At 72.6% G+C, this 21,359-nt stretch carries 19 protein-coding genes, 1 pseudogene and 1 riboswitch; of the genes and pseudogenes, 9 read left to right on the forward strand and 11 right to left on the reverse strand.

The features are described 5' to 3' along the window. The coding region (locus tag ACZ5WC_RS30185; protein WP_468543779.1) for a M23 family metallopeptidase at positions 1–708 on the reverse strand (708 nt) is incomplete at its 3' end. A gap of 254 nt (positions 709–962) precedes the next feature. Between ACZ5WC_RS30185 and ACZ5WC_RS30190 the strand changes: the two genes are divergently transcribed. Further along, complete coding sequence (locus ACZ5WC_RS30190; protein ID WP_468543780.1) at positions 963–1,475, forward strand: effector-associated constant component EACC1; 513 nt, start codon at positions 963–965, stop codon at positions 1,473–1,475. Further along, on the forward strand, positions 1,475–5,929 hold the full coding sequence (locus tag ACZ5WC_RS30195) for a caspase, EACC1-associated type (protein ID WP_468543781.1): 4,455 nt from the start codon (positions 1,475–1,477) through the stop codon (positions 5,927–5,929). The genes ACZ5WC_RS30190 and ACZ5WC_RS30195 overlap by 1 nt, the downstream gene beginning before the upstream one ends. A gap of 75 nt (positions 5,930–6,004) precedes the next feature. Here ACZ5WC_RS30195 and cobN read toward each other — a convergent pair whose 3' ends face one another. Next, a complete protein-coding gene (gene cobN, locus ACZ5WC_RS30200) occupies positions 6,005–9,610 on the reverse strand; it encodes a cobaltochelatase subunit CobN (protein ID WP_468543782.1) in 3,606 nt (1,201 codons plus the stop codon). Positions 9,611–9,725: 115 nt separating this feature from the next. Then, a riboswitch (cobalamin riboswitch) is annotated at positions 9,726–9,805 on the reverse strand. A 283-nt stretch (positions 9,806–10,088) separates the two neighbouring features. Between cobN and ACZ5WC_RS30205 the strand changes: the two genes are divergently transcribed. Genes ACZ5WC_RS30205 through ACZ5WC_RS30215 form a run of 3 tightly spaced genes read left to right on the forward strand, consistent with a single transcriptional unit; the run spans position 10,089 to position 13,663 of the window. Continuing rightward, entirely contained in the window at positions 10,089–11,450 is a 1,362-nt protein-coding gene (locus ACZ5WC_RS30205) for a cobalamin biosynthesis protein CobG (RefSeq protein ID WP_468543783.1), read from the forward strand. A 45-nt stretch (positions 11,451–11,495) separates the two neighbouring features. Beyond that, positions 11,496–12,122 (forward strand): precorrin-8X methylmutase, encoded by a 627-nt coding sequence (locus ACZ5WC_RS30210; RefSeq protein WP_468543784.1) that lies wholly within the window; start codon positions 11,496–11,498, stop codon positions 12,120–12,122. 11 nt (positions 12,123–12,133) lie between these two features. Continuing rightward, on the forward strand, positions 12,134–13,663 hold the full coding sequence (locus ACZ5WC_RS30215) for a precorrin-2 C(20)-methyltransferase (RefSeq protein ID WP_468543799.1): 1,530 nt from the start codon (positions 12,134–12,136) through the stop codon (positions 13,661–13,663). Here ACZ5WC_RS30215 and ACZ5WC_RS30220 read toward each other — a convergent pair. Continuing rightward, entirely contained in the window at positions 13,648–14,439 is a 792-nt protein-coding gene (locus tag ACZ5WC_RS30220) for a cobalt-precorrin-6A reductase (RefSeq protein WP_468543785.1), read from the reverse strand. The two genes, ACZ5WC_RS30215 and ACZ5WC_RS30220, sit on opposite strands and share 16 nt — an antisense overlap. 17 nt (positions 14,440–14,456) lie before the next feature. On the opposite strand from ACZ5WC_RS30220, the gene ACZ5WC_RS30225 reads away from it, so the two are divergent. Further along, complete coding sequence (locus ACZ5WC_RS30225; protein ID WP_468543786.1) at positions 14,457–15,566, forward strand: cobalt-precorrin-5B (C(1))-methyltransferase; 1,110 nt, start codon at positions 14,457–14,459, stop codon at positions 15,564–15,566. A gap of 27 nt (positions 15,567–15,593) precedes the next feature. Here ACZ5WC_RS30225 and ACZ5WC_RS30230 read toward each other — a convergent pair whose 3' ends face one another. Together ACZ5WC_RS30230 and ACZ5WC_RS30235 are read right to left on the reverse strand one after the other, a co-directional pair. Continuing rightward, on the reverse strand, positions 15,594–16,745 hold the full coding sequence (locus tag ACZ5WC_RS30230; protein ID WP_468543787.1) for a hypothetical protein: 1,152 nt from the start codon (positions 16,743–16,745) through the stop codon (positions 15,594–15,596). A 300-nt stretch (positions 16,746–17,045) separates the two neighbouring features. Continuing rightward, positions 17,046–17,526: pseudogene (locus tag ACZ5WC_RS30235) on the reverse strand (transposase); the annotation flags it as partial. Between ACZ5WC_RS30235 and ACZ5WC_RS30240 the strand changes: the two are divergent. Beyond that, positions 17,498–17,761, forward strand: coding sequence for a helix-turn-helix domain-containing protein (locus tag ACZ5WC_RS30240; RefSeq protein WP_468543788.1), 264 nt, complete (start codon positions 17,498–17,500; stop codon positions 17,759–17,761). The pseudogene ACZ5WC_RS30235 and the gene ACZ5WC_RS30240 sit on opposite strands and share 29 nt — an antisense overlap. A 58-nt stretch (positions 17,762–17,819) precedes the next feature. Here the strand turns inward: ACZ5WC_RS30240 and ACZ5WC_RS30245 are convergent, their stop codons facing one another. From ACZ5WC_RS30245 to ACZ5WC_RS30270, 6 genes are all read right to left on the reverse strand, one after another. After that, positions 17,820–17,957, reverse strand: coding sequence for a hypothetical protein (locus tag ACZ5WC_RS30245; protein ID WP_468543789.1), 138 nt, complete (start codon positions 17,955–17,957; stop codon positions 17,820–17,822). 28 nt (positions 17,958–17,985) lie between these two features. After that, complete coding sequence (locus tag ACZ5WC_RS30250) at positions 17,986–18,459, reverse strand: glycine-rich domain-containing protein (protein WP_468543790.1); 474 nt, start codon at positions 18,457–18,459, stop codon at positions 17,986–17,988. 330 nt (positions 18,460–18,789) lie between these two features. Then, on the reverse strand, positions 18,790–18,939 hold the full coding sequence (locus ACZ5WC_RS30255) for a hypothetical protein (protein WP_468543800.1): 150 nt from the start codon (positions 18,937–18,939) through the stop codon (positions 18,790–18,792). Between the two features lie 85 nt (positions 18,940–19,024). Then, a complete protein-coding gene (locus ACZ5WC_RS30260) occupies positions 19,025–19,870 on the reverse strand; it encodes a helix-turn-helix domain-containing protein (protein WP_468543791.1) in 846 nt (281 codons plus the stop codon). Next, positions 19,870–20,364 (reverse strand): DUF6879 family protein, encoded by a 495-nt coding sequence (locus tag ACZ5WC_RS30265; protein ID WP_468543792.1) that lies wholly within the window; start codon positions 20,362–20,364, stop codon positions 19,870–19,872. The genes ACZ5WC_RS30260 and ACZ5WC_RS30265 overlap by 1 nt, the downstream gene beginning before the upstream one ends. A 4-nt stretch (positions 20,365–20,368) precedes the next feature. Further along, positions 20,369–20,614, reverse strand: a complete 246-nt coding sequence (locus tag ACZ5WC_RS30270; RefSeq protein ID WP_468543793.1) for a hypothetical protein — start codon at positions 20,612–20,614, stop codon at positions 20,369–20,371. A gap of 122 nt (positions 20,615–20,736) precedes the next feature. On the opposite strand from ACZ5WC_RS30270, the gene ACZ5WC_RS30275 reads away from it, so the two are divergent. Beyond that, on the forward strand, positions 20,737–20,934 hold the full coding sequence (locus ACZ5WC_RS30275) for a hypothetical protein (protein WP_468543794.1): 198 nt from the start codon (positions 20,737–20,739) through the stop codon (positions 20,932–20,934). A 29-nt stretch (positions 20,935–20,963) separates the two neighbouring features. After that, a complete protein-coding gene (locus ACZ5WC_RS30280) occupies positions 20,964–21,128 on the forward strand; it encodes a hypothetical protein (protein ID WP_468543795.1) in 165 nt (54 codons plus the stop codon). Positions 21,129–21,359: the final 231 nt, after the last annotated feature.

Here is a 21,359-nt window from a genome sequence, read left to right on the forward strand (position 1 = left end):
CCCAGCCCCACCCGCGACCAACTCACCTGCAGCACCACCGACCTTCGTCCACGCGACACCCTGCCCGGAGTACTGGAAGACACCCGACCGGTCCGGCGACAACGCGAACAGGTCACCCCCACCCGGAACAGGACCACCACAGGAGTTCGTACTGATCATGTCCACCGGGCGGTTGGGGTCCATGATCAGCAACTGCCCCTGGAGCTTGGGGTGGACCATGTGCTGGGTGTCTGCGTCCTGGTCGCTGTTGGGGTTGTAGAGCTGCTCGTAGTGCAGGTGCGGCTTGCCCGGCGATCCGACGTCCCCCATGTAGCCGATGATGTCGCCGCGCTTGACCCAGGTGCCGGCCTGCGCGACGCCGGTCATGTGGAGGTAGAGGCTGAACCAGCCGTTGCCGTGCCTGATCTCCAGCCCGCCGGACGCCCAGAAGTTCTCATGCACGAACCCGTCCGCCGAGGCGAGGATGGGGCTCCCCGACGGCATCCCGTACCGGTACATGTCGATCTTCTTGTCGTCCGGATTGTGACCCGGGTAGGTCTTCAGTTCGACTTTGACGCCGCACGGGAAGGGCAGCCGGAAGTCCGGCCGGGTGTCCTCGATCCCCGCTGCCCGCGCCGTGGGGACTCCGCTGACGCCCAGGGCCATCACAGCCGAGAGCCCGCCGGCGGACTTGAGGATGTTCCTGCGTGTGGGACGGCGCGCGCTCACATGACCTCCTGGTCACCGACAGGGCGAAGGCAGCGGGCGACCTCACGGATGACCGGAAGGTGGGGTCCCGTTCGTCAAGCCGGGGGTCTGCCCGCTGCGTTGAGGAACGTACGGGCGGGCGCAGGGGCGGGGAATCCGGAACCCTACGGAGTGACAGGGGCAGGGGACTCGGTATCCCGGAGGCCCCCGATCTTCTCGCCCTGCGGCGGGGCCCTGCTCCGCGCCGCTCCCGCGACCGCCCGTATCCTGTGGGCATGCTCATGGCCATACGGGTAGTGGTAGCCGGGGAGGGCCCGAACGGCGCCCACGCATTACGTCGCTGGCTGAGCGCCGAGCCACAACTGCGCGGCCGCATCCGAAGCGGCGCGGCGCACGCCGGACCACCGGGCGGTGCCATGGGTACGGCGGCGGACGCACTGCTCGCGGTCCTGGCACCGGGCGGGGTGGCGGCGGTCTTCGCCGGAGCGGTCGTCGCGTGGGCGCAGACCCGTCGGGGCAGCCAGACGATCACCATCATTCGGCCCGACGGCACGGAGATCACCGTCTCCGCGACCCATGTGCGCGGGCTGAACGCCCAGCAGACCACCGACCTGGCGCGCCAGCTGGCGGCGGACGTGGCGGGGACGAGCAGGCCGGGCGGCGCGGACAGCGACGGCCACGACGACAGCGGCGACGACGGCGACGCGGTCAGCGGCAGCCACCTACCCGTCCCGCAGGCGGAACCCCGCCGCCCCCTCGCCCCCCGCGACGACGCACCGCCCGCCTGATGCCCCGCCCCCTGCCTCCTCCAGGCCCCGGCAGCCTTGCCGCGCCCGGAGTCCACGCGGTCCTCGTCGGCACCGGGCATCACGCCGCCGGCTCGGAGCTGCCGGACCTGCCGTCCGTCGACACGACACTCGACGACCTTCAACGCGTGCTGCACACGGTCTGCGGTATGGCCGAAGACCGGGTCCACCGTCTCCCCGCCGACGCACGTCCCGAGGACGTCGTCGCCACCGTGGAGCGGGTCGTCGGCGAGGCCACCGGGGTGGTGCTGCTCCTCTACGCGGGGCACGGACTGCTCGGCCCCGACGACGAGCTCTATCTCGCCACCCGTACCAGCCGCTCCGCCGGGCAGGTCTCCGGCGCCGTCCCCTACCACACGCTCAAGGGGCTCCTCGGCCGCGCGGCCGGCGGCAGCGCCGTCGTCCTGGACTGCTGCTTCTCCGGGCGGGCCACCGTGCCCGACGGCAGCGACCGGCAGGCCGACCCGTTCGTCTCCGTGCGCCCCGGCGGAAGCTTCCTGCTCAGCTCCGCCTCGTACTTCGCCCCCTCGTACGCGCCCGAGGACGAGCGGCACACGCTGTTCGGCGGACAGCTCCTGGAACTCCTCACGTCGGGCGACCCCGGCGGCCCTCCGCAACTCACCCTGGATCACCTGCACACCGCGCTCACGCGTACGTTCAGCGACGGGCCCATCCATCCGCGGCGGCAGAGCGAGGGGACACTCGACAGACTGGTCCTCGCACCCAACGCCGCCTACCGCGCCGCCCCCGGCCCGGACGCCGCCCCGCCCGCCGACGTGCCCTGCCCGTACCCGGGCATGAAGCCGTTCCCGGCCGAGGAGACCGGCTACTTCCACGGCCGTGACGCGCTCGCCGACCACCTCACCGCTCTCGTGGTGCGTGACGACCCCTCTCCGCTGGTCCTCGTGGGAGCGTCCGGCGTCGGCAAGTCGTCGCTGTTGCGGGCCGGGCTCCTCGCCCGCCTGGAGCGCCGCCCGGAAGCCTGGCCCGTTCTCCTGCTGCCCGCGCCCGGCCCGCATCCGATGCGCACCCTGGCCGGCCTGTGGGCGCGGGCCACCGGCCGGGACCCGGAGGAGGTGCGCGCCACGCTCGACCGGGGCCGTTTTCCGCCGCCCCCGCGCGACCGCCCGGTCTGCCGGCTGCTGGTCGTCGACCAGTTCGAGGAGGTGTTCACCCGCTGCGGCAACGCCGGGGAACGCGCCCGCTTCATCAGCCTCCTGACATCGCCGCACCAGGAGGGGCCGCGTGTCGTGCTGAGCCTGCGGGCCGACCACTACGGCAGCTGCCTCGACCACCCCGGTCTCGTACGCGCCCTGGACCGTCACCGGCTGAACGTGACGCCGATGACCGAGGACGATCTGCGGGCCGCTGTCGAGCATCCCGCCGAGGCCGCCGGGCTCAGCCTCCAGGCCGGACTCACCGACCGCCTGCTGCACGACCTGCGAGGCGGCCCGGCCGGGCAGGCCGGGCTCCCTTTCCTCGCGCACGCCCTGCGCGAGACCTGGCTGCGCCGCAGTGGCGCCGCCCTCACCCTCGCCGGGTACCAGGCCACCGGCGGCATCTGGCGGTCCGTCACCACCACGACGGACAAGCTGTACGAGGATCTCGACGGTGCCGGGAGAACCGCCCTGCGCATACTGCTGCTGCGGATGGTGCACGTCAGCCCGGACGCCTCCCAGGACGCGGTACGGCGCCGGATCCGGATCGCCGAGCTGTCCGCCGGGAGTGAGCGACGCCTTCTCGACCGGCTCGTCGACGCCCGTCTCGTCACCCTCGACCAGGACAGCGCCCAGGTCTCCCACGAGGCGCTGCTGCGTGCCTGGGACCGGCTTCGGGACTGGATCGACGAGGACCGCACCGAGCTCGTCCTCCGCCGCCGGATCGCCGACGACACCGACGCCTGGGAGGCCGCGGGCCGCGACCAGACCTACCTCTACCGGGGAACACGGCTGCAGAGCGCCCGCGACCTGCTGGACCGAGGCCGCCTGGACCGCGCCCTGGACGGCGAGTTCCTGCGCGCCGGCGCGCGGGCGGCAGGCGCGGAGCGAGAACAGGAGGCCCGCCGCACACGGCGGCTGAAGCGAACGTTGCAAGGGGCGGTGCTGGCGCTGTGCGCGGCACTGGTCGCCACGGGTATCGCCTACCAGCAGCGGTCGAACGCCCGCGCCAACGGCGAGACCGCGCAGAACCGCCAACTCCAGGCCGCCGCCCGCGCGAACATCGGCGCCGACCCGAGATCGGCCCTGCTGCTCGCCGTCGCCGCGTACCGAGGAGCCCCTTCGCCGCAGAGCCGGAGGACGCTGATGGACGTGCTGGCCGCGACGCAGTACGCGGGCTCCGCCGACGCGACGGGCGGGGTCGACTCGCTGACCTACAGCGACGACGGCCGGACGCTCGCGGTGGGCGGGGGCACCGGTGTCGTCGGGCTGTGGGACACGTCCGGCCCCGGTGATCCCGCGGAGTTGGCCGACGTCGTGACGGAGCAGAGCAGCATCGGCTTCGGGAACCCCGCGGTCTGGATCGGCGACGGCCGGTCCCTGCTCCTCACCGGTGCGGACCCGGGTGCCTCCCTGGGCAGGTTCTCCCTCACCGACCGGAACCGCCCACAGCCCCGGGGCAACATGCCGCTGTGGTTGCCAGAGCCCATGGAAGCGTCGGAGTTCAGCCCTGACGGCCGGACGCTGGTCATCTCCACCGCCGGGGAGACGCGGCTCTGGTCGGTGGTACCGGGGCGCGGCTCGGCCCGCGCCCGTGCCTCGCTCCCGCAGCGCGAAAGCAACGTCAAGGCGATCGCCTTCGGACCGGACAGTGCCGTCCTGGCCCTGGGATGGCAGAACGGGACGGTGGAGCTGTGGGACGTCGGGGACCCCGACCGCCCGCGGAGTCTCGGCGTACTCGACGGCACCGGCGGCCCGGTGCGCGCGCTGGCCGTCAGCCGGGACGGGCGCACCCTGGCCGTCGCGTCCAGCGACGCCCAGGTCCGGTTGTGGGACGTCGCCCGGCCTGCCGATGCCCGCCGCACCGCGGTGATCAGCGGCCATGGCGGTTCGGCGGAAGCGGTCGCGTTCAGCGGGGACGGCCGCCTTCTCGCGACGGGAAGCACGGACCATACGGCGGCCCTCTGGGACATCTCCGGGACACGGCCCGTCCGTTCTGCCGTCCTCACCGGACACGACTCCACCGTCTCGGCGCTGTCCTTCGCACCCGACGGCCGCACCTTGGCCAGCGGGGATGACAACGGCACCGTGTTCTTCTGGTCGTTGACCGACCGGTTGACCCCCACGGTGGCCGCGAGGCCCGTCTCGTCCACCCGGAACTACTACCGGTGGTTCGAGGAGGGCATCCCGTACGCCCTGGCCCCCGACGGACGGCTGCTGGCCCTGGCCACTGCCGAGCGTGAGCTGAGCCTGATCCCGTTGACGGGACGCTCTGCGGGCCGGACGGCAGGCGTGGTCCGGCTGGACCCGCCGGGGAGCTTCACCTATGCCAGCCAGGAATTCTCGGTGGACGGCGACCGTCTCGTCACCGAGGGCCCCGGGGGAACCGTGACCCTGTGGAATGTGAAGGACCCCGGTCACCCGGTCCGGGAGTTCCGGCTGAACGTTGCCCCGTCCAGCAACCGTGGCCTCTCCCTGGCCTTCTCGGCCCAGGGTGACCTGATGGCGGTCGGCACGGAAAGGGGGGTCACGCTGTGGGACCTCTCCTCGCCCGGCAGGCCCCGGCGGCTGAGCGCCGTCACGACGAAGAGCGGAACCCCGGTGGTCCTGTTCGCCCCCAAGGGCCGAATCCTGGCGGTCGACTCCGCCCTGTACGACGTCACCGACCCGCGCACCCCGGAGCGGCTGTCGGATCTGCCCGATCCCGACTCGGAATCGGACTCGGACCTTGGGTACGCCGACCCCTACGCGTTCGCCCCCGACGGGCGGACTCTCGTGGTGGGGAACAGGGAGGGGCTCCTCTTCGATGTGTCCGACCCCAGACGGCCCCGGTTCTTGGCCCGGCTCCGCAATGGCCGCGGCGATGGGCCGTACTCGTTCAGCCAGGACGGCAGACTGCTCACCGGCGCCGGCCCCGGCACGCAGGTGCTCCTGTGGGAAGTGTCGGATCCCGCCACGCCACACCAGGTGACGTCGCTGACACTGGGCTCGAAGGCTGACGCGCTCGTCGTCTCCTCCGACGGCACCTCTCTGACCACGCTCGAATACCCGGGCACCATCGTGCGCTGGAAGATCGCGCAGCTCAGTACGGCACTCCGTGATCCCGTCGCCCTCGCCTGCCGGCTCGCCGCGGCCAACCCCACCGCCGCCGAATGGGCGGCGATCGCCCCCGGCGTACCCTTCCGGCGGGTCTGCCCCGGCCTCGCCGCCGCGCCCGCCCCGTCCGCGACCGGCCCGTTCAGCTTCGTCTTCCCGACCCCGCTCCCTGCCGGAACCTGAGACGGATTCCTGCGGCAGGGAGCGAGGAGGAAAGGAGGAAGAGGAAGAGGAAGAGGAAGAAGGAGAGGAGGAGTGTCAGTCCTCGCCCTCCAGGTTCCCTTCCGTCTCCAGGTACACCTGGCGCAGCGCGTCCAGCACCGCCGGGTCCGGCTTGGCCCACATGCCGCGCGACTCGGCCTCCAGCAGGCGTTCCGCGATGCCGTGCAGGGCCCAGGGGTTGGCTTCCTGGAGGAACTGCCGGTTCTCCGGGTCGAGCACGTACGTCTCGGTGAGCTTGTCGTACATCCAGTCCGCGACGACGCCGGTCGTGGCGTCGTACCCGAAGAGGTAGTCCACCGTGGCCGCCAGCTCGAACGCGCCCTTGTAGCCGTGGCGGCGCATCGCCTCGATCCACTTGGGGTTGACGACCCGCGCGCGGAAGACGCGGGAAGTCTCCTCGACCAGCGTGCGCGTGCGGACGGTCTCGGGGCGGGTGGAGTCCCCGATGTAGGCCTCCGGGGCCGTGCCCTTGAGCGCGCGCACGGTGGCCACCATGCCGCCGTGGTACTGGAAGTAGTCGTCCGAGTCCGCGATGTCGTGCTCGCGGGTGTCGGTGTTCTTCGCGGCGACCTCGATGCGCTTGTAGGCGCTCTCCATCTCCTCCCGGGCCGGGCGGCCGTCGAGCTCACGGCCGTAGGCGTAGCCGCCCCAGACCGTGTAGACCTCGGCGAGGTCGGCGTCGGTTCGCCAGTCGCGGGAGTCGATGAGCTGGAGGAGGCCCGCGCCGTACGTGCCGGGGCGGGAGCCGAAGATGCGGGTGGTGGCGCGGCGTTCGTCGCCGTGTTCGGCCAGGTCGGCCTGGGTGTGCGCCCGTACGTAGTTGCGCTCGGCCGGCTCGTCCAGCGAGGCGGCGAGGCGTACGGCGTCGTCGAGCAGCCCCACCGTGTGCGGGAACGCGTCCCGGAAGAAGCCCGAGATGCGGAGGGTGACGTCGATCCGGGGGCGGCCCAACTCCTCGTACGGGATGGGCTCCAGGCCCGTCACCCGGCGCGAGGCGTCGTCCCAGACGGGGCGGATGCCGAGCAGGGCGAAGGCTTCGGCGATGTCGTCGCCCGCCGTGCGCATCGCGCTGGTGCCCCAGAGGGAGAGGCCGACCGAGGTGGGCCAGTCGCCGTTGTCGGTGCGGTAGCGGGTCAGCAGTGAGTCGGCCAGTGCCTGACCGGTCTCCCAGGCGAGCTTGGAGGGGACGGCCTTCGGGTCGACCGAGTAGAAGTTACGGCCCGTGGGCAGGACGTTGACCAGGCCGCGCAGGGGGGACCCGGAGGGGCCTGCGGGCACGAAGCCGCCGTTCAACGCGTGCACGGCGTGGGTGAGTTCGTCGGTCGTGGCCGCCATGCGCGGGACGACCTCGGTGGCCGCGAAGGTGAGGATGTCGGCGACCGCGTCCGGCAGCCCGGCGGAGACGCCCGCGACGGCGGCCGGGTCCCAGTCGGCGTCGTCCATCGCCTGGACGAGCGCGCGGGCCTGCTCCTCGATCGCGTCAGCGGCGGTGCGGGTGGCGGCCGACTCGTCGAGGCCGAGCGCCTCGCGCAGGCCCGGGAGGGATGCCGTACCGCCCCAGATCTGGCGGGCGCGCAGCACGGCCAGGACCAGGTTGACCCGGTCGTTCCCGGCGGGCGGGTTGCCCAGCACATGCAGGCCGTCGCGGATCTGGACGTCCTTGATCTCGCAGAGCCAGCCGTCGAGATGCATGATGAAGTCGTCGAAGCCCTCGTCCTCCGGGCGGTCCTCCACGCCGAGGTCGTGGTCGAGCTTCGCGGCCTGGATCAGCGTCCAGATCTGAGCGCGGATCGCGGGCAGCTTCGCCGGGTCCATCGCGGCGATCTGGGCGTGCTCGTCGAGGAGTTGCTCCAGGCGCGCGATGTCGCCGTAGCTGTCGGCGCGGGCCATCGGCGGCACCAGGTGGTCGATCAGGGTGGCGTGGACGCGACGCTTGGCCTGCGTGCCCTCGCCCGGGTCGTTCACCAGGAACGGGTAGACGAGAGGGAGATCACCGAGGGCGGCGTCCGGGCCGCAGGCGGCGGAGAGCCCCGCGTTCTTGCCCGGCAGCCACTCCAGATTCCCGTGCTTGCCGAGGTGGATCATGGCATCCGCGCCGAAGCCGTTGTCGTCGGCGGAGGCGGCGATCCAGCGGTAGGCGGCCAGGTAGTGGTGCGAGGGCGGCAGATCGGGGTCGTGGTAGATCGCGATCGGGTTCTCGCCGAAGCCGCGCGGCGGCTGGATGAGGATGAGGAGGTTCCCGCGCCGCAGGGCCGCGAGGACGATGTCGCCCTCCGGGTTGGCGGAACGGTCCACGAACATCTCGCCGGGGGCCGGTCCCCAGTGCCGCTCCACCGCGGTGCGCAGCTCCTCGGGGAGCGTGGCGAACCAGCGGCGGTAGTCGGCGGCCGGGATACGAACGGGGTTCCGCGCCAACTGCTCCTCGGTCAGCCACTCCTGGTCGTGGCCGCCCGCCTCGATGAGCGCGTAGATCAGCTCGTCGCCGTCGCCGGAGACCAGACCCGGGATCTCCTCCTCGGGGCCGAAGTCGTAGCCCTCGGCGCGCAGTCGGCGCAGCAGCGCGACGGCGCTGGCGGGTGTGTCGAGGCCGACCGCGTTCCCGATCCGGGAGTGCTTGGTCGGGTAGGCCGACAGCACGAGCGCGATCTTCTTCTCGGCGTTGGGGATGTTGCGCAGCTTCGCGTGGCGTACGGCGATCCCGGCGACCCTGGCGGCGCGCTCGGCGTCGGGGACGTACGCCGGAAGCCCGTCCTCGTCGATCTCCTTGAAGGAGAAGGGCACGGTGATCAGCCGGCCGTCGAACTCCGGCACCGCGATCTGGGTGGCCGCGTCCAGCGGGGAGACACCTTCGTCGTTCTCCTCCCAGGCGCTGCGCGGGCTGGTGAGGCAGAGCGCCTGGAGGATCGGCACGTCGAGCGCGGTCAGCGCGCCCGCGTCCCACGACTCGTCGTCGCCCCCCGCCGACGCCTCGGCGGGCTTGGTGCCGCCCGCCGCGAGGACGGTGGTCACGATGGCGTCGGCGGCACGGAGTTCGTCGATCAGCTCGGCCTCGGGCGTACGGAGAGACGCGACGTACAGCGGGAGCGGGCGGGCCCCGGCGTCCTCCACAGCCGTGCACAGCGCATCGACGAACGCCGTGTTCCCGCTCATGTGGTGAGCGCGGTAGTAGAGCACGGCGACGGTCGGCGCGCCCTCGGGCACCTCGTGGGCCTCCCGCTCCAGCGGGCCCCACGCGGGCGCCGGGGCGGGCGGCTCGAAGCCGTGGCCGGTCAGCAGCACGGTGTCCGACAGGAACCGGGCCAGCTGCTCCAGGTTGGCCGGCCCGCCGTGCGCGAGGTAGGCGTGCGCCTCGGCCGCGATGCCGATCGGCACGGTGGAGGCGGCCATGAGCTGCGCGTCCGGGGCCTGCTCACCGGTCAGCACGACGACCGGCCGGCCGGTGGCCAGCACCGCGTCCAGCCCTTCCTGCCAGGCCCGTACGCCGCCGAGCAGCCGTACGACGACGAGGTCGACGCCGTCCAGCAGCTCAGGCAGTCCGTCGAGGTCGACGCGGGAGGGGTTGGCGTACCGGTAGCTGACGGGCCCCTCGGAGGCGCGGGCGCTCAGGAGGTCGGTGTCGGACGTCGACAGGAGCAGGATCATGCTGCGTCAGGCCTTCCTCGGGGTGTCCACGCCCCGGGCGGTGTCGGAGGGTCTCCCCACGCCCGGCGGAGGGCCGTGCGCTGCGCCCGGTGGGAGACCGGCCGCGCGGGGAAGGGAGTTCCTGACTCGTCCGGCCGGTGGCGTCGGCCGGGCTCACAGTGGCGGGACCGCGCCGGATTCACACCGGGCTTCCTCCCCTGTCGCCGTCTGGCGATGGCGGCCTGAACGGACCACCGCCTGCATCCTAAGCGGCGGGGGCCGGGCGGGGCAGGGGGCGGGGGTGCGGTGGTGATCACGCTCCGGTGCGGGGGGCCACCCTCCAGCGCGGAACAAGGGACACCCACCGGTCCGGGACGAGGAGGGGAGGGGCTGGGCGGCGGTGCTCCGCAGGTCAGGGCAGAGGCCGGGGCCCAACCGCCGGGGCCGCTGTCCCGCAGGTCACAGGTGCGAGCCTGCCGGAGGCGCCCGGGTGGTCGGTATGCTCGCCGCCATGCCCGATTCCGCCCCCTCGCCCGTTTCCCCGGGTGGTGTCCCCCCGCGCGCCGGGGGCGACGCCTGCCCGGGAACGCTGCGGCTGCACCGGGCCGACGACGGGGCGCTGGCCCGCGTACGGGTTCCCGGTGGTGTGCTGAGCGCGGATCAGGCGGACGCCCTGCTGGCCGCGGCGGGCCGCTTCGGGGACGGTGAGCTGCATCTCACCTCGCGGGGCAACGTCCAGCTGCGGGGCCTCGGTACGGAGTGCGGCGGCGAACTCGCGGGGCTGCTCTCGGCCGCCGGGCTGCTGCCCTCCGCCGCGCACGAGCGGGCCCGCAACATCGTGGCCTCGCCGCTCGCCGGGCTGGACGGTTCGCCCGTGCTCAGGACCTGGCTGACCGGGCTGGACCGGCTGGTGTGCGGGTCGCCCGCCGCCGCAGCGCTCTCCGGCCGCTTCCTCTTCGCCCTCGACGACGGGCGCGGGGACGTGGACGCCCTGGGCGCGGACGTGACCCTGATCGCGGAGGGCCCGGACGCCCTGCTGCGGATCGGGGGCGCCGACGAGGTGTTCCGGCTGCCGCCCGCCTCGGACGCGCCGCGCGCCGCGCTCCTGGCCGCCGAGGTGTTCCTCCGCGCCGCCCGCGACTCCGGGGCGTGGCGCGTGAGGGACCTGCCCGACGACGTACGCACCGCCCTGCCCGGCGAGGTCGCGCGGGCCGTCGGGGCTGCGGTGACTGCGCCCGTACACCGGCCCCGTCCCCGTAAACCGGCGGCTCCCGCGCCCGGAGCTCACGGCTCCGCGGCCGCGATCAGCACCACGGTCAGCACCCCGATCAGCACCGCGGTCAGTACCACGGTCAGCACCGCGATCAGCGTCGACGTACCCCTGGGGCGGCTCGTCCCCGGCCAGTGGCGGCTGCTCACGGAGACGGCCCGGCGGTACGGCGGCGAGCTGCGGCTCACCCCGTGGCGCGGGGTCGTCCTCCCCGGCCCGTTCGGACGCGGACAGGACGAAGCGGCGGAAGCACTCCGCGCGCTGGACGCGGCCGGGCTGATCACCGGCCCCGGCTCCCCGTGGACCGGGGTCGGCGCCTGCATCGGCCACCCCGGCTGCGCGAAGGCGCTGGCCGACGTGCGGGCCGAAGCGGGGGCCGCTGTCGGACCGGCCGGGCGGCTGCCTGTGTACTGGTCCGGGTGCGAACGCCGCTGCGGCCACCCGCACGGGGAGTGGATCGACGTGGTCGTCACGCCCGACGGGCACCGGATCTCCCACGTACGGGGGGAGCGGCGGGACCCCCCGACGGCGGTGACGGTAAGGAACGACCCGGCCGCGCTGGCGGCAGCGGTGGCCGCGGCCCGCGCCTGAGCACCCTCCCCCGATCAACCGACGGCAGAAGAAAGCGACAGCACTGTGCACCAGTACGAGAAGGACGGACCGGCGATCTACCGCCAGTCCTTCGCCACCATCCGCGCGGAGGCGGATCTCGCCGGGCTGCCCGCCGACGTCAGCCAGGTCGCCGTCCGGATGATCCACGCCTGCGGCATGGTCGACCTGGTACGCGACCTCGCCTTCTCGCCGGACGCCGTGGCCGACGCCCGAGCCGCCCTGCGCTCCGGCGCCCCGATCCTCTGCGACGTGGCGATGGTCGCCAGCGGCGTCACCCGCAAGCGGCTGCCCGCGAACAACGACGTGGTGTGCACGCTGTCCGACCCCTCCGTGCCGGAGCTGGCCGCGAAGATGGGGACGACGCGCAGCGCGGCCGCCCTGGAGCTGTGGCGGGACCGCATGGAGGGGGCCGTGGTCGCGGTCGGCAACGCGCCGACCGCGCTGTTCCGGCTGCTGGAGATGATCGAGGAGGGCGCCCCGCGCCCCGCCGCCGTCATCGGCGTCCCGGTCGGCTTCATCGGCGCGGCCGAGTCCAAGGAGGCCCTGGCCGAGCACCCGTCGGGCCTGGAGCACCTGATCGTGCGCGGCAGGCGCGGCGGCAGCGCGATAGCGGCGGCGGCGCTCAACGCCATCGCGAGCGAGGAGGAGTAGTGAGCGCTCCCATGACTTCTCCGGCGAACGACACCAGCACGGGCGGGGGCAAGCTCTACGGCGTCGGGCTCGGCCCCGGCGACCCGAACCTGATGACCCTGCGGGCCGTCCAGGCCATCGGCGAAGCCGACGTCATCGCGTACCACAGCGCCCGGCACGGTCGCTCGATCGCCCGGTCCATCGCGGCGGCGCACCTGCGGCCGGACCATGTCGAGGAGGCCCTGGTCTACCCCGTCACGACGGAGACCACGGACCACCCCGGCGGTTACCGGGGCGCGCTGGAGGAGTTCTACGAGAAGGCCGCGGCCCGCCTCGCGGCGCATCTGGACGCCGGGCGGACGGTAGCCGTCCTCGCCGAGGGCGACCCGATGTTCTACGGCTCGTACATGCACATGCACAAGCGCCTGGCCGACCGCTACACCACTGAGGTCATCCCGGGCGTCACGTCCGTCAGCGCGGCCGCGGCCCGCCTCGGCACCCCGCTGGTGGAGGGCGAGGAGATCCTCACCATCCTCCCCGGCACGCTGCCGGAGGAGGAGCTGACGGCCCGTCTCGCCGCCACGGACACGGCGGTGGTGATGAAGCTGGGCCGTACGTTCCCGGCGGTGCGCGGGGCGTTCGAGGCTTCGGGCCGGCTGGCGGAGGCGCGGTACGTGGAGCGGGCGACGATGGCCGGGGAGCGCACGGGCGAGCTGGCCGGGATCGACCCGGACTCGGTTCCGTACTTCTCGGTGGCGGTGCTGCCGAGCCGGATCGACGCGCCCAGGCCTTCGGGTTCCTCCGAAGCGCCGGGCGAGGTCGTGGTCGTCGGCACCGGCCCGGCGGGCCCGCTGTGGCTGACGCCGGAGACGCGGGGCGCGCTGGCGGCCGCGGACGACCTGGTCGGCTACACGACCTACCTGGACCGGGTGCCGGTCCGCCCCGGCCAGGCGCGGCACGGCTCGGACAACAAGGTGGAGTCGGAGCGAGCGGAGTTCGCACTGGACCTGGCCCGGCGCGGCCGCCGGGTCGCGGTGGTCTCCGGCGGCGACCCCGGGGTCTTCGCGATGGCGACGGCGGTGCTGGAGGCGGCCGCGCAGGAGGAGTACGCGGACCTTCCCGTACGGGTGCTGCCCGGGGTCACCGCGGCCAACGCGGCGGCGGCGCGCGCCGGCGCACCCCTGGGCCACGACTACGCCACGATCTCCCTCTCGGACCGCCTCAAGCCGTGGGAGGTCATCGCGGAACGCCTGCGCGCGGCGGCCTCGGCGGACCTGGTGCTCGCGCTGTACAACCCGGGCTCGAAGTCCCGTACCTGGCAGGTGGGCAAGGCCCGCGACCTGCTCCTGGAACACCGCTCTCCGGACACCCCGGTGGTGTTGGCGCGCGATGTGGGCGGCCCGACGGAGAGCGTACGCACGGTACGGCTGGCCGACGTCGACCCGGCGGAGGTGGACATGCGGACGCTGCTGATCGTGGGCTCGTCGCAGACGCGCTGGATGCGCGGCGGCGAGACCGGCCGGTCCATCGTGTGGACGCCGCGCCGCTACCCGGAGGCGTAGAGCTGCCGTACCCAGCGCACGGCCTCGTCGGACGTACGGGCCACCGGCACCCCTTCGGGGACCGGTGGCCGCCGGACGACGACGACGGGAATCCCCGCCTCGCGGGCGGCGGCGAGCTTGGGAGCGGTGGCATCGCCGCCGCTGTCCTTCGTCACCAGGACATCGACGCGATGGCGACGGATGATCTCCCGCTCCCCGTCGAGATCGAACGGCCCCCGGTCGAGCAGCACTTCCATCCGGACCGGGCAGGGCGGCTCGGGAGCATCGACGGACCGCACGAGGAACCACAGCGCGTCGAGGCCGGCGAAGGCTGCGAGCCCCATCCGCCCGGTGGTGAGGAAGACCCGCTCGCCCAGCGTCGGCAGCAGCGCGGCGGCCTCGGCGAGCGACCCGGCGAAGTGCCAGCGGTCACCGTCCTGGGCGGCCCAGCCCGGGCGGCGGAGGACGAGGAGGGGAACATGGGTCTGCGCGGCGGCCTCGGCCGCGTTCCGGCTCATGGTCGCGGCGAAGGGGTGGGTGGCATCGACGAGGGCGTCGACCCGGTGCTCACGAACCCACGCGGCGAGCCCGTCGGGGCCCCCGAACCCGCCGACGCGCACCTCACCGGGGGGCAGCCGGGGCGCGGCGACGCGCCCGGCGAGCGAGGTGGTGACCCGGACGCGCCGGTCCCCGGCGAGGCTTTCGGCCAGCCGACGCGCCTCGGTCGTACCCCCCAGGACAAGAACACGCAGCACATGCGGCACATGCGGCACATGCCGCACATCAGGACCAGGCATCGGAACGGACTCTCTTCATGAGCGGTGAGGCGCGGGGCGGTCGCAGTGCCCAACTCAAACACACCGGCCTGCGCCCCGGCTGGACGACCGGTGCCTGTGCGACGGCGGCGACGACGGCCGCGTACACGGCACTGCTGACCGGCGACTTCCCGGACCCGGTGAGCATCACGCTGCCGAGGGGCCAGACCCCGGCGTTCGCGCTGGCGGTGGAGGAGCTGGGGCCCGGGCGGGCGAGCGCCGGGGTGGTGAAGGACGCGGGCGACGACCCGGACGTGACGCACGGCGCGCTGGTCCGGTCGACGGTACGGAGGCTGCCGCCGGGCTCCGGAGTGGTGTTCCGGGCGGGCCCGGGCGTCGGTACGGTCACGCTCCCCGGCCTGCCGCTGGACGTCGGGGAGCCCGCGGTGAACCCGGTCCCGCGCCGGCTGATGCGCGAGCACGTCGAGCGGGTCGCGGCGGAGCACGGGGAGCGGGCGGACGTGGAGGTGACGGTCTCCGTGGACCACGGCGAGGAGATCGCCCGCTCCACCTGGAACGGACGCCTCGGCATCCTGGGCGGTCTGTCGATCCTGGGTACGACGGGGGTGGTCGTCCCCTACTCCTGCTCGGCCTGGATCGACTCGATCCGCCGGGGCGTGGACGTGGCGAGGGCGGCCGGCCTGACGCATGTGGCCGGCTGCACGGGGTCGACGTCGGAGAAGACGGTGGTGGCGGAGTACGGCCTGCCGGACATCGCGCTGCTGGACATGGGGGACTTCGCGGGCGCGGTCCTGAAGTACGTACGCCGCCACCCGGTGGACCGCCTCACCGTCTGCGGCGGCTTCGCCAAGCTCTCGAAGCTCGCCGCGGGCCACCTCGACCTCCACTCGGCCCGCTCCCAGGTGGACAAGGCCTTCCTGGCGGACCTGGCCCGCAGGGGCGGCGCGGACGAGGCTCTGGCAGCCGAGATCGCGTCCGCCAACACGGGCTTGGCGGCGCTGAGGCTCTGCGAGGCGGCGGGGGTACCGCTGGGCGACCTGGTGGCGGCGGGGGCCCGGGAGGAGGCCCTGTCCGTGCTGCGGGGCGCGCCGGTCGAGGTGGACGTGATCTGCATCGACCGGGCGGGGGTGGTGGTGGGGCGGGGGTAGGGGCTCGCCGCCAGGCCACCGCCGTGACTATCGGTCGCCCATGACCCCGCCCCCGCCCTCGGCCGCCACCGCGGCCAGCCGCGACCGCCACCCGCCCGGATCCCGCCCGGCCTCCACGGCCGCAGCGGCCTCTTCCGCGAGATCGACGCCCTGGTCAGCGGCCCGTCGAGCAGCCCAGTGCTTCCAAGCGGCCGCCTGCTGACAGTCGGGGCACTCGGTCTCCCCCGCCATGGACCGGAAGACATGCTCGGTCCCCGGCCCTTGGCAGGTCACGAGCGGGGGGACGTGCCGAGAAGCAGCGGGCGGCTTCCCCGATACGTCCACCGCTTCCACCCGTTCCACCCGTTCCGCCCGTTCCGCCCGTTCCATCCGTTCCGCCCGTTCCTGCGCAACAGGAGCAGCCGCGGCACGGTCCCCCACCGGCGCGGGAATCTTCTTCACAAGTCGATGCCCGAGGAACCCCACAGCGCACCGGACCCCCTCCAGCGGCAGATCACTGCTCAACACCCGCCGCAGCTCCCCGAGGGAGACACCGCGCCGCAACCACTCCGCGGCCTGCGAGACGAGCGACCGAGCCTCGGGAACACCCAGGTGTAGTTCTCCATGGGTGTGGCGAAGCGACAACAACACGCGCTCGGCGTCGGCTTCTTCACGAGTCAAGGCGTCGAAGCCCTCTTCCGCCTGCCGGGCTTCGGTCTGCGGCTTCTCGGCCCGCGGGGCTTCGGCGGGTGGGTGGGATGAGTTCTCCACCAGTTCTTCTTCCACCGGTAGTTGACCACCGACGCCCCGAACCCCCGGTCGGCCGACGGCCGGATAGTGCGCACCCGGAGGCGCACCAGCATCCACACCGGCCTCCCGCCACACGGCAAGAGCACCGGAGTCATCCAACGGAACATTGGAGAACAGCTGATGGGTGGCCCAGAGCCCTCCCGCCCCAGGGGCCCGCCGCTCATGCACGAAGCCGCTCATGACCAACTGCTGCTTGGCCCGCTGATAGGCGCGCCCCTTGATCCCCAGCTTCCGAGCGTGCTCGGACAGGGCAAGCGAGGTGGCGGCGTCGGGCAACCCCTGTACGTACAGCAGCAGGATCTTCGCGTCACTGCACAGACGCGGATGACGCACGACATCGTGCGAGGCCTTCGTGTAGCGCCGAGAGGGCGCGATAGCATGCCAGAGCATCCCGGTGGACTCCGTATCCACTCGTTGGGTGAAGGCCCTCGGACCGGTGCTCGAACACCGCCGGGGGCCGCCCCATATGCGCACGCAGACCACGCATGCACACACAGAGCGTGATGACACGATCACGTTACCGCAGCCGGAGGTGGGCTGCGGACAATCGACTCAACACCCCTGACCGAACAAGCGTTTCCTGCCTTCGTCAGGTCACATGCGAAGGCCAGGGCTCACCCAACTCCCCTAAGACCTGTCCCCTAAATGATCTCTGTGCGGACGTGGTCGGTGACCAGTCCGACCGCTCGCCTATCCGGCGAGGTTGAGGTTATGCATCCGGGCGATGCCGAGCATGGCGTGGTGGACACCGTCACCTTTGAGGCGGCAGCCGCGGAGGATCTTCCAGGTCTTCATGCGGGCGAAGGCGTGCTCGACGCGGGCGCGGACCTGTTTGTGGGACTTGTTGTAGGCCTGTTTCCAGTCGGGCAGTTCTTCGCCTTTGCGGCGGCGGTGGGGCATCACGAGCCCGGTGCCCGGGTAGCCGCCGTCGGCGATCGTCACGGCCTTGCCGACTGCAGCCTTCGCACCGGACTCCTCCCACGCCTTGCAGTCGTTGCGGTTCCCGGGCAACGGTCGGCCAACCGCGACGACAAGCCGGGTATCGGCGTCAATGACAACCTGGTGGTTCGTGGAGTACCGGTAGTTCTTGGACTGCTCGGCGATGGTGTGGTCGCGAGTTTGGCACCAGGGTGCCGTCCACGATGAGCACGGTGTCCTTCGCGAACCGCTTGCACGAGCCGATGCCTCCCGAGCGCGTCAGGGCCCGGCGCCTGCAGATCGCCGACGCGATCCGTGCGGCCCGCGTCGGCACGGGTCTCACACTGGAGGCCGCCTCGTTGAGAACTGATATCCGAATTGTGACCCTGATCGAGATCGAGCAGGGTCACAGTTCGCCGCAGCTGGACACCTTGATCAGGATCGCGGACGGCATCGGCGTGGAGCTAGAGGAGTTCGTGCGCAGGTAGGCCCCCGGGTGCAGCCCCTGCCGCGCGCGAGGCAGGGGCTGCGGTCGGTCTGGGCGGGCTACGCCTCCGGCTTGCTGGGGATCAGGAACCCCCGTACCGGTCGGGGCTCCTCCGGGTCACGCGAGTCCGGCTGCTGCCTGGCCCTCCAGGCGGCCACCATGTCCGCGTATCGCGGGTCGGTCCATTCCTTAGCCATGAGGCACCTCCTGCCCAGCAGGCTAGTGCTAGCCCTTGGGCTTTGGGACGATCACGATCGTGCAGTCCGGGGCGTGCTGGCACTGCGCCGCGACGGACACCAGGGTTTCGTCGGACGGAGGTCCCCACAGCTCCGGGTCCGCCTCGTAGCCGAGTGACGTGATCGCCTCGCGGGTCCGGTCAATGATTGGCGGGTCGTAGTTCGTCGGGTCGTATCCGGGGAAGTGGTGCACGAAGCTGCCCAGCTTGCCGCACAGCTCGGCGTACATGGCGGTGTGCAGGATCAGGGCATGCCACCCTTCGTCGACGATCCGGGACGGGGCCAGGCCGACGCCGGGGTTGCGGGAGCAGGCGGCCACGAACTTCAGCCCCTCCTCGACGATCCGGCCGGCCATCTCCTCGGACATGTCCGGGTTGGCGTCCATGACGGTGCCGCGGCAGCTGGTGAACTGGCTGCCGAGGATGAGCCCTCGGGCGATGACGGGTAACTGGCCTACGCTCATGCTGATCTCCTTCTGTTGGTTGGGGGTCGCCGGCCCGGCCGCGGTCCTTCCAGGGAATGCGCGGCCGGGCGGGAGTCTCAGTCCTCGCGCCGCGCCTCGGCGAGCCGCTTCTCGCGGGTCTCCTGGAGCCAGATCAGGTCGTCCAGCTCGGGGGCGGGCTCGGAGGGTGGCTTCTGCGGGGTGCTCACCGGCGGCCCTTGCGCCAGGCACGCGTCAGCCGGGCGGTGGTCGGGCAGGGGCCTCCGGCGGCCCGGCAGGCTGCGCATGCCATGGTGTGGCCGAGAAGCGCTCGGTACGCCTCGTCCGGACGCGCGCGCTCGGCGACGGGCCTCACCGCGCCGCCTCCGCGCATCGCATGCACTCGCAGGCAGGAAACTGGTGGGAGGCTTCCGGCCGCGCGAGCGGAACGACCTCCGCTTCTTCGCGCACGACGCGGGTGACCCCGTCGCCGTTCACCTCGTACACCTTGATCGTCATCACGGGTAAGCCCCCCGTCGCAGTCGGTGAGGAATACGCCGACCGTAGGGCTGGCGAGACGAGCCCGGTGGAGAGTTTCTATCGGTTTCTACGTGAGCTCGGAGACCGCACGAGCAATCAGCCGCAATGCCGCTGGCCCATGTGCCGCCCCGGCGCTGAGCTCTTCGTGCGCTGCCAGGTACTGCGCGACCTCCGACGGCGTCGTGATCGTGATCGCCGCCGTCAGCAGCTCCACCCCGACCTGCTCCTCGTCGAAGATCGTGAACGTCTCCAGAGGCCACATGGGCACGGCGCGCGACGGCACGATGCCGAGAGTCACAGTCGGCAGGGCGGCCGCCTGGAGCAGGTAACCGAGCTGCTCGGCCATCGTTTCCGTGCTGCCGACCTGTCGCCGCAGGACGGACTCTTCGATCAGGATCGGGAAGCGGCGGCCCGCGCGCCGGATTACCCGAGACCGCTCTACCCGGGCCTCGGCGGCCGCCGACGAGTCATCCGGGGTCCGGTTGAACCGGGCGATCTCCGAGAGCAGCGCGGCGGCGTACGCGCGTGTCTGGAGCATCCCGGGGATGACGCTGGAGCTGTACACCCGCATGACCTCGGTGCGCTCGTACAGGGGCGTCCGGGCCTGCTGCACGCCCTTGAGGCCGCGCCCTTGGACGCGCCTCCACTCCGTGTACATCTGCTGTGCCTGGCGGGCAGACGCGATGAGGTCCGCGGCTTCGTCCTCCGCCCCACACGCCCGGCACCACGCTCGGATGTCATCGTCGCTGGGCTGGGATCGGCCGCTCTGCAAGCGCGAGACCTTCGAGCCCTGCCAGCCGGTGACCTCCGCCAGCTGCTGCCCCGTCAGGCCCGCGTCGGAGCGAAGGCCGCGCAGCCGGAACGCGATCCGGTCGCGCGCCTCCTGGACGCGGGCTGACGAGGAGGCCGACATCAGTCGAGGACGAACTCCGCGTGCGGTACGGCCCGGTCCCAGACCGCCGCGAAGGCCTGCCCGGCACGGTCCGCCGACACCTGGCGCTCGTCCAGCTCGTCACGCAGGTGCGTGCCGTCCCCGGCGAAGTGATGCCACCTGACAAGCTCGCCGTCGAAGAGCCAGTAGTCGTGCGCTGGCAGGAGCAGCCCGAGCGCCTGGTCGCGCACCAGCCAGCGCACATCTTCGCCGGCGGCGAGGTTCCGTGGCGTGCACGCGTGCTCGAAGTGGATGTACTCCGTGGCGGGCAGGCTGACGACACGAGCTCGCTGGACGGCGACACCGCGTGCGACGGCGTCGGCCACAGCATCGTGAAACCAGCCCCACCACGCCGACCGGTCGGAGACGGGCGCCAGTTCGCCCGCGCGCCAGGCCTTCAGGTCCTGGTCCTCGACGTCGGTCGCGTAGACGTCCCGCGTCTCCAGGTGCACGGCGGACGTAGTGCAATGCGCCAAGAGCTCAGCGAACGGCGGCAGTCCGCGCTGCGACATCAAGCGCCTCCTTCAGGGCCTCGGCCATGCGGGCGGGGATTCGTACGACTGCCTCGTTCTCCGGGATCGGGCCGGAATCCAGGCACTTCGCCTGAAGCGCCGCGCCCGCCTTCCATCCCTGGAATACGAACTCCTGCGCCTCGTCGTCGTACCAGACGCTCGGGCAGTGGTCGCCGTTCGTCTCCGGGTCCTTTGCGATGAAACGTAGGGTCATGGCCGCCTCCGCTGGTCGGGAATTGCGCGAGTTTCTACGGCTGTACGGCTCCATGTTGCCGTCAGGAGCGCACCGGTGGGCCGGAACGCGAGAAGGCGCGAGCGAGCCATACGACCTCGGCCATGGCTGACATTGACATCCCTCCGCACCTGATCGAGCTGGAGTGCACCGCGTGGGTTGAGCAGCAGGCGGGCGCCCTGACCGTGGCGACGGCAACCGCGGTGCAGGCGGCGTACCGAGACCACCCGGCAGCAGCCGGGCCGTCGCGGCTGGAGCTGGAGATGGCCGTGAAGAAGGCGGTGCGGCACCCGGAGGGGTAACCGGCACCCTTCGGCGTCGCTCTCCGGCCATGGAGATCATCAGCGAGTTCGCGCAGTGGGAAGCCGGGTTAATCCGGGCCGCACTGACGGACGAGGAATGGCAGAACCTTCTGACCCGGCGCCCCAGACTGGAAGCAGCGCTCGCCGCCCGGCAGGAGGCCTTGCGAGCCCGGGACGAGCAGCCCCAGGCATGACGAAGAGCCCCAACCGCCGCGAGGGCAGGGGGGGCCAGGGCTAGTCAGCGGAGGAGGGCGAGGAGTCCGGTAGCGGCGCCACCGACACCCGCCAGGGCGGCGATCGTGGGCAGCGGCCAGCGGGCCCGTTCCAGGGCGGCGGGGGGGGGGGGGGGGGGGGGGGGGGGGGGGGGGGGGGGGGGGGGGGGGGGGGGGGGGGGGGGGGGGGGGGGGGGGGGGGGGGGGGGGGGG

The sequence above is a fragment of the Streptomyces sp. NPDC033165 genome, assembly GCF_055577965.1.

Coding starts and splice junctions, on each gene's coding strand:
- ACZ5WC_RS30190 (WP_468543780.1), top strand. CDS start 963: ATGCTCATGGCCATACGGGTAGTGGTAGCCGGGGAGGGCCCGAACGGC.
- ACZ5WC_RS30195 (WP_468543781.1), top strand. CDS start 1,475: ATGCCCCGCCCCCTGCCTCCTCCAGGCCCCGGCAGCCTTGCCGCGCCC.
- cobN (WP_468543782.1), bottom strand. CDS start 9,610: ATGATCCTGCTCCTGTCGACGTCCGACACCGACCTCCTGAGCGCCCGC.
- ACZ5WC_RS30205 (WP_468543783.1), top strand. CDS start 10,089: ATGCTCGCCGCCATGCCCGATTCCGCCCCCTCGCCCGTTTCCCCGGGT.
- ACZ5WC_RS30215 (WP_468543799.1), top strand. CDS start 12,134: ATGACTTCTCCGGCGAACGACACCAGCACGGGCGGGGGCAAGCTCTAC.
- ACZ5WC_RS30220 (WP_468543785.1), bottom strand. CDS start 14,439: ATGCCTGGTCCTGATGTGCGGCATGTGCCGCATGTGCCGCATGTGCTG.
- ACZ5WC_RS30225 (WP_468543786.1), top strand. CDS start 14,457: ATGAGCGGTGAGGCGCGGGGCGGTCGCAGTGCCCAACTCAAACACACC.
- ACZ5WC_RS30230 (WP_468543787.1), bottom strand. CDS start 16,745: ATGCTCTGGCATGCTATCGCGCCCTCTCGGCGCTACACGAAGGCCTCG.
- ACZ5WC_RS30240 (WP_468543788.1), top strand. CDS start 17,498: ATGAGCACGGTGTCCTTCGCGAACCGCTTGCACGAGCCGATGCCTCCC.
- ACZ5WC_RS30245 (WP_468543789.1), bottom strand. CDS start 17,957: ATGGCTAAGGAATGGACCGACCCGCGATACGCGGACATGGTGGCCGCC.
- ACZ5WC_RS30250 (WP_468543790.1), bottom strand. CDS start 18,459: ATGAGCGTAGGCCAGTTACCCGTCATCGCCCGAGGGCTCATCCTCGGC.
- ACZ5WC_RS30260 (WP_468543791.1), bottom strand. CDS start 19,870: ATGTCGGCCTCCTCGTCAGCCCGCGTCCAGGAGGCGCGCGACCGGATC.
- ACZ5WC_RS30270 (WP_468543793.1), bottom strand. CDS start 20,614: ATGACCCTACGTTTCATCGCAAAGGACCCGGAGACGAACGGCGACCAC.
- ACZ5WC_RS30275 (WP_468543794.1), top strand. CDS start 20,737: ATGGCTGACATTGACATCCCTCCGCACCTGATCGAGCTGGAGTGCACC.
- ACZ5WC_RS30280 (WP_468543795.1), top strand. CDS start 20,964: ATGGAGATCATCAGCGAGTTCGCGCAGTGGGAAGCCGGGTTAATCCGG.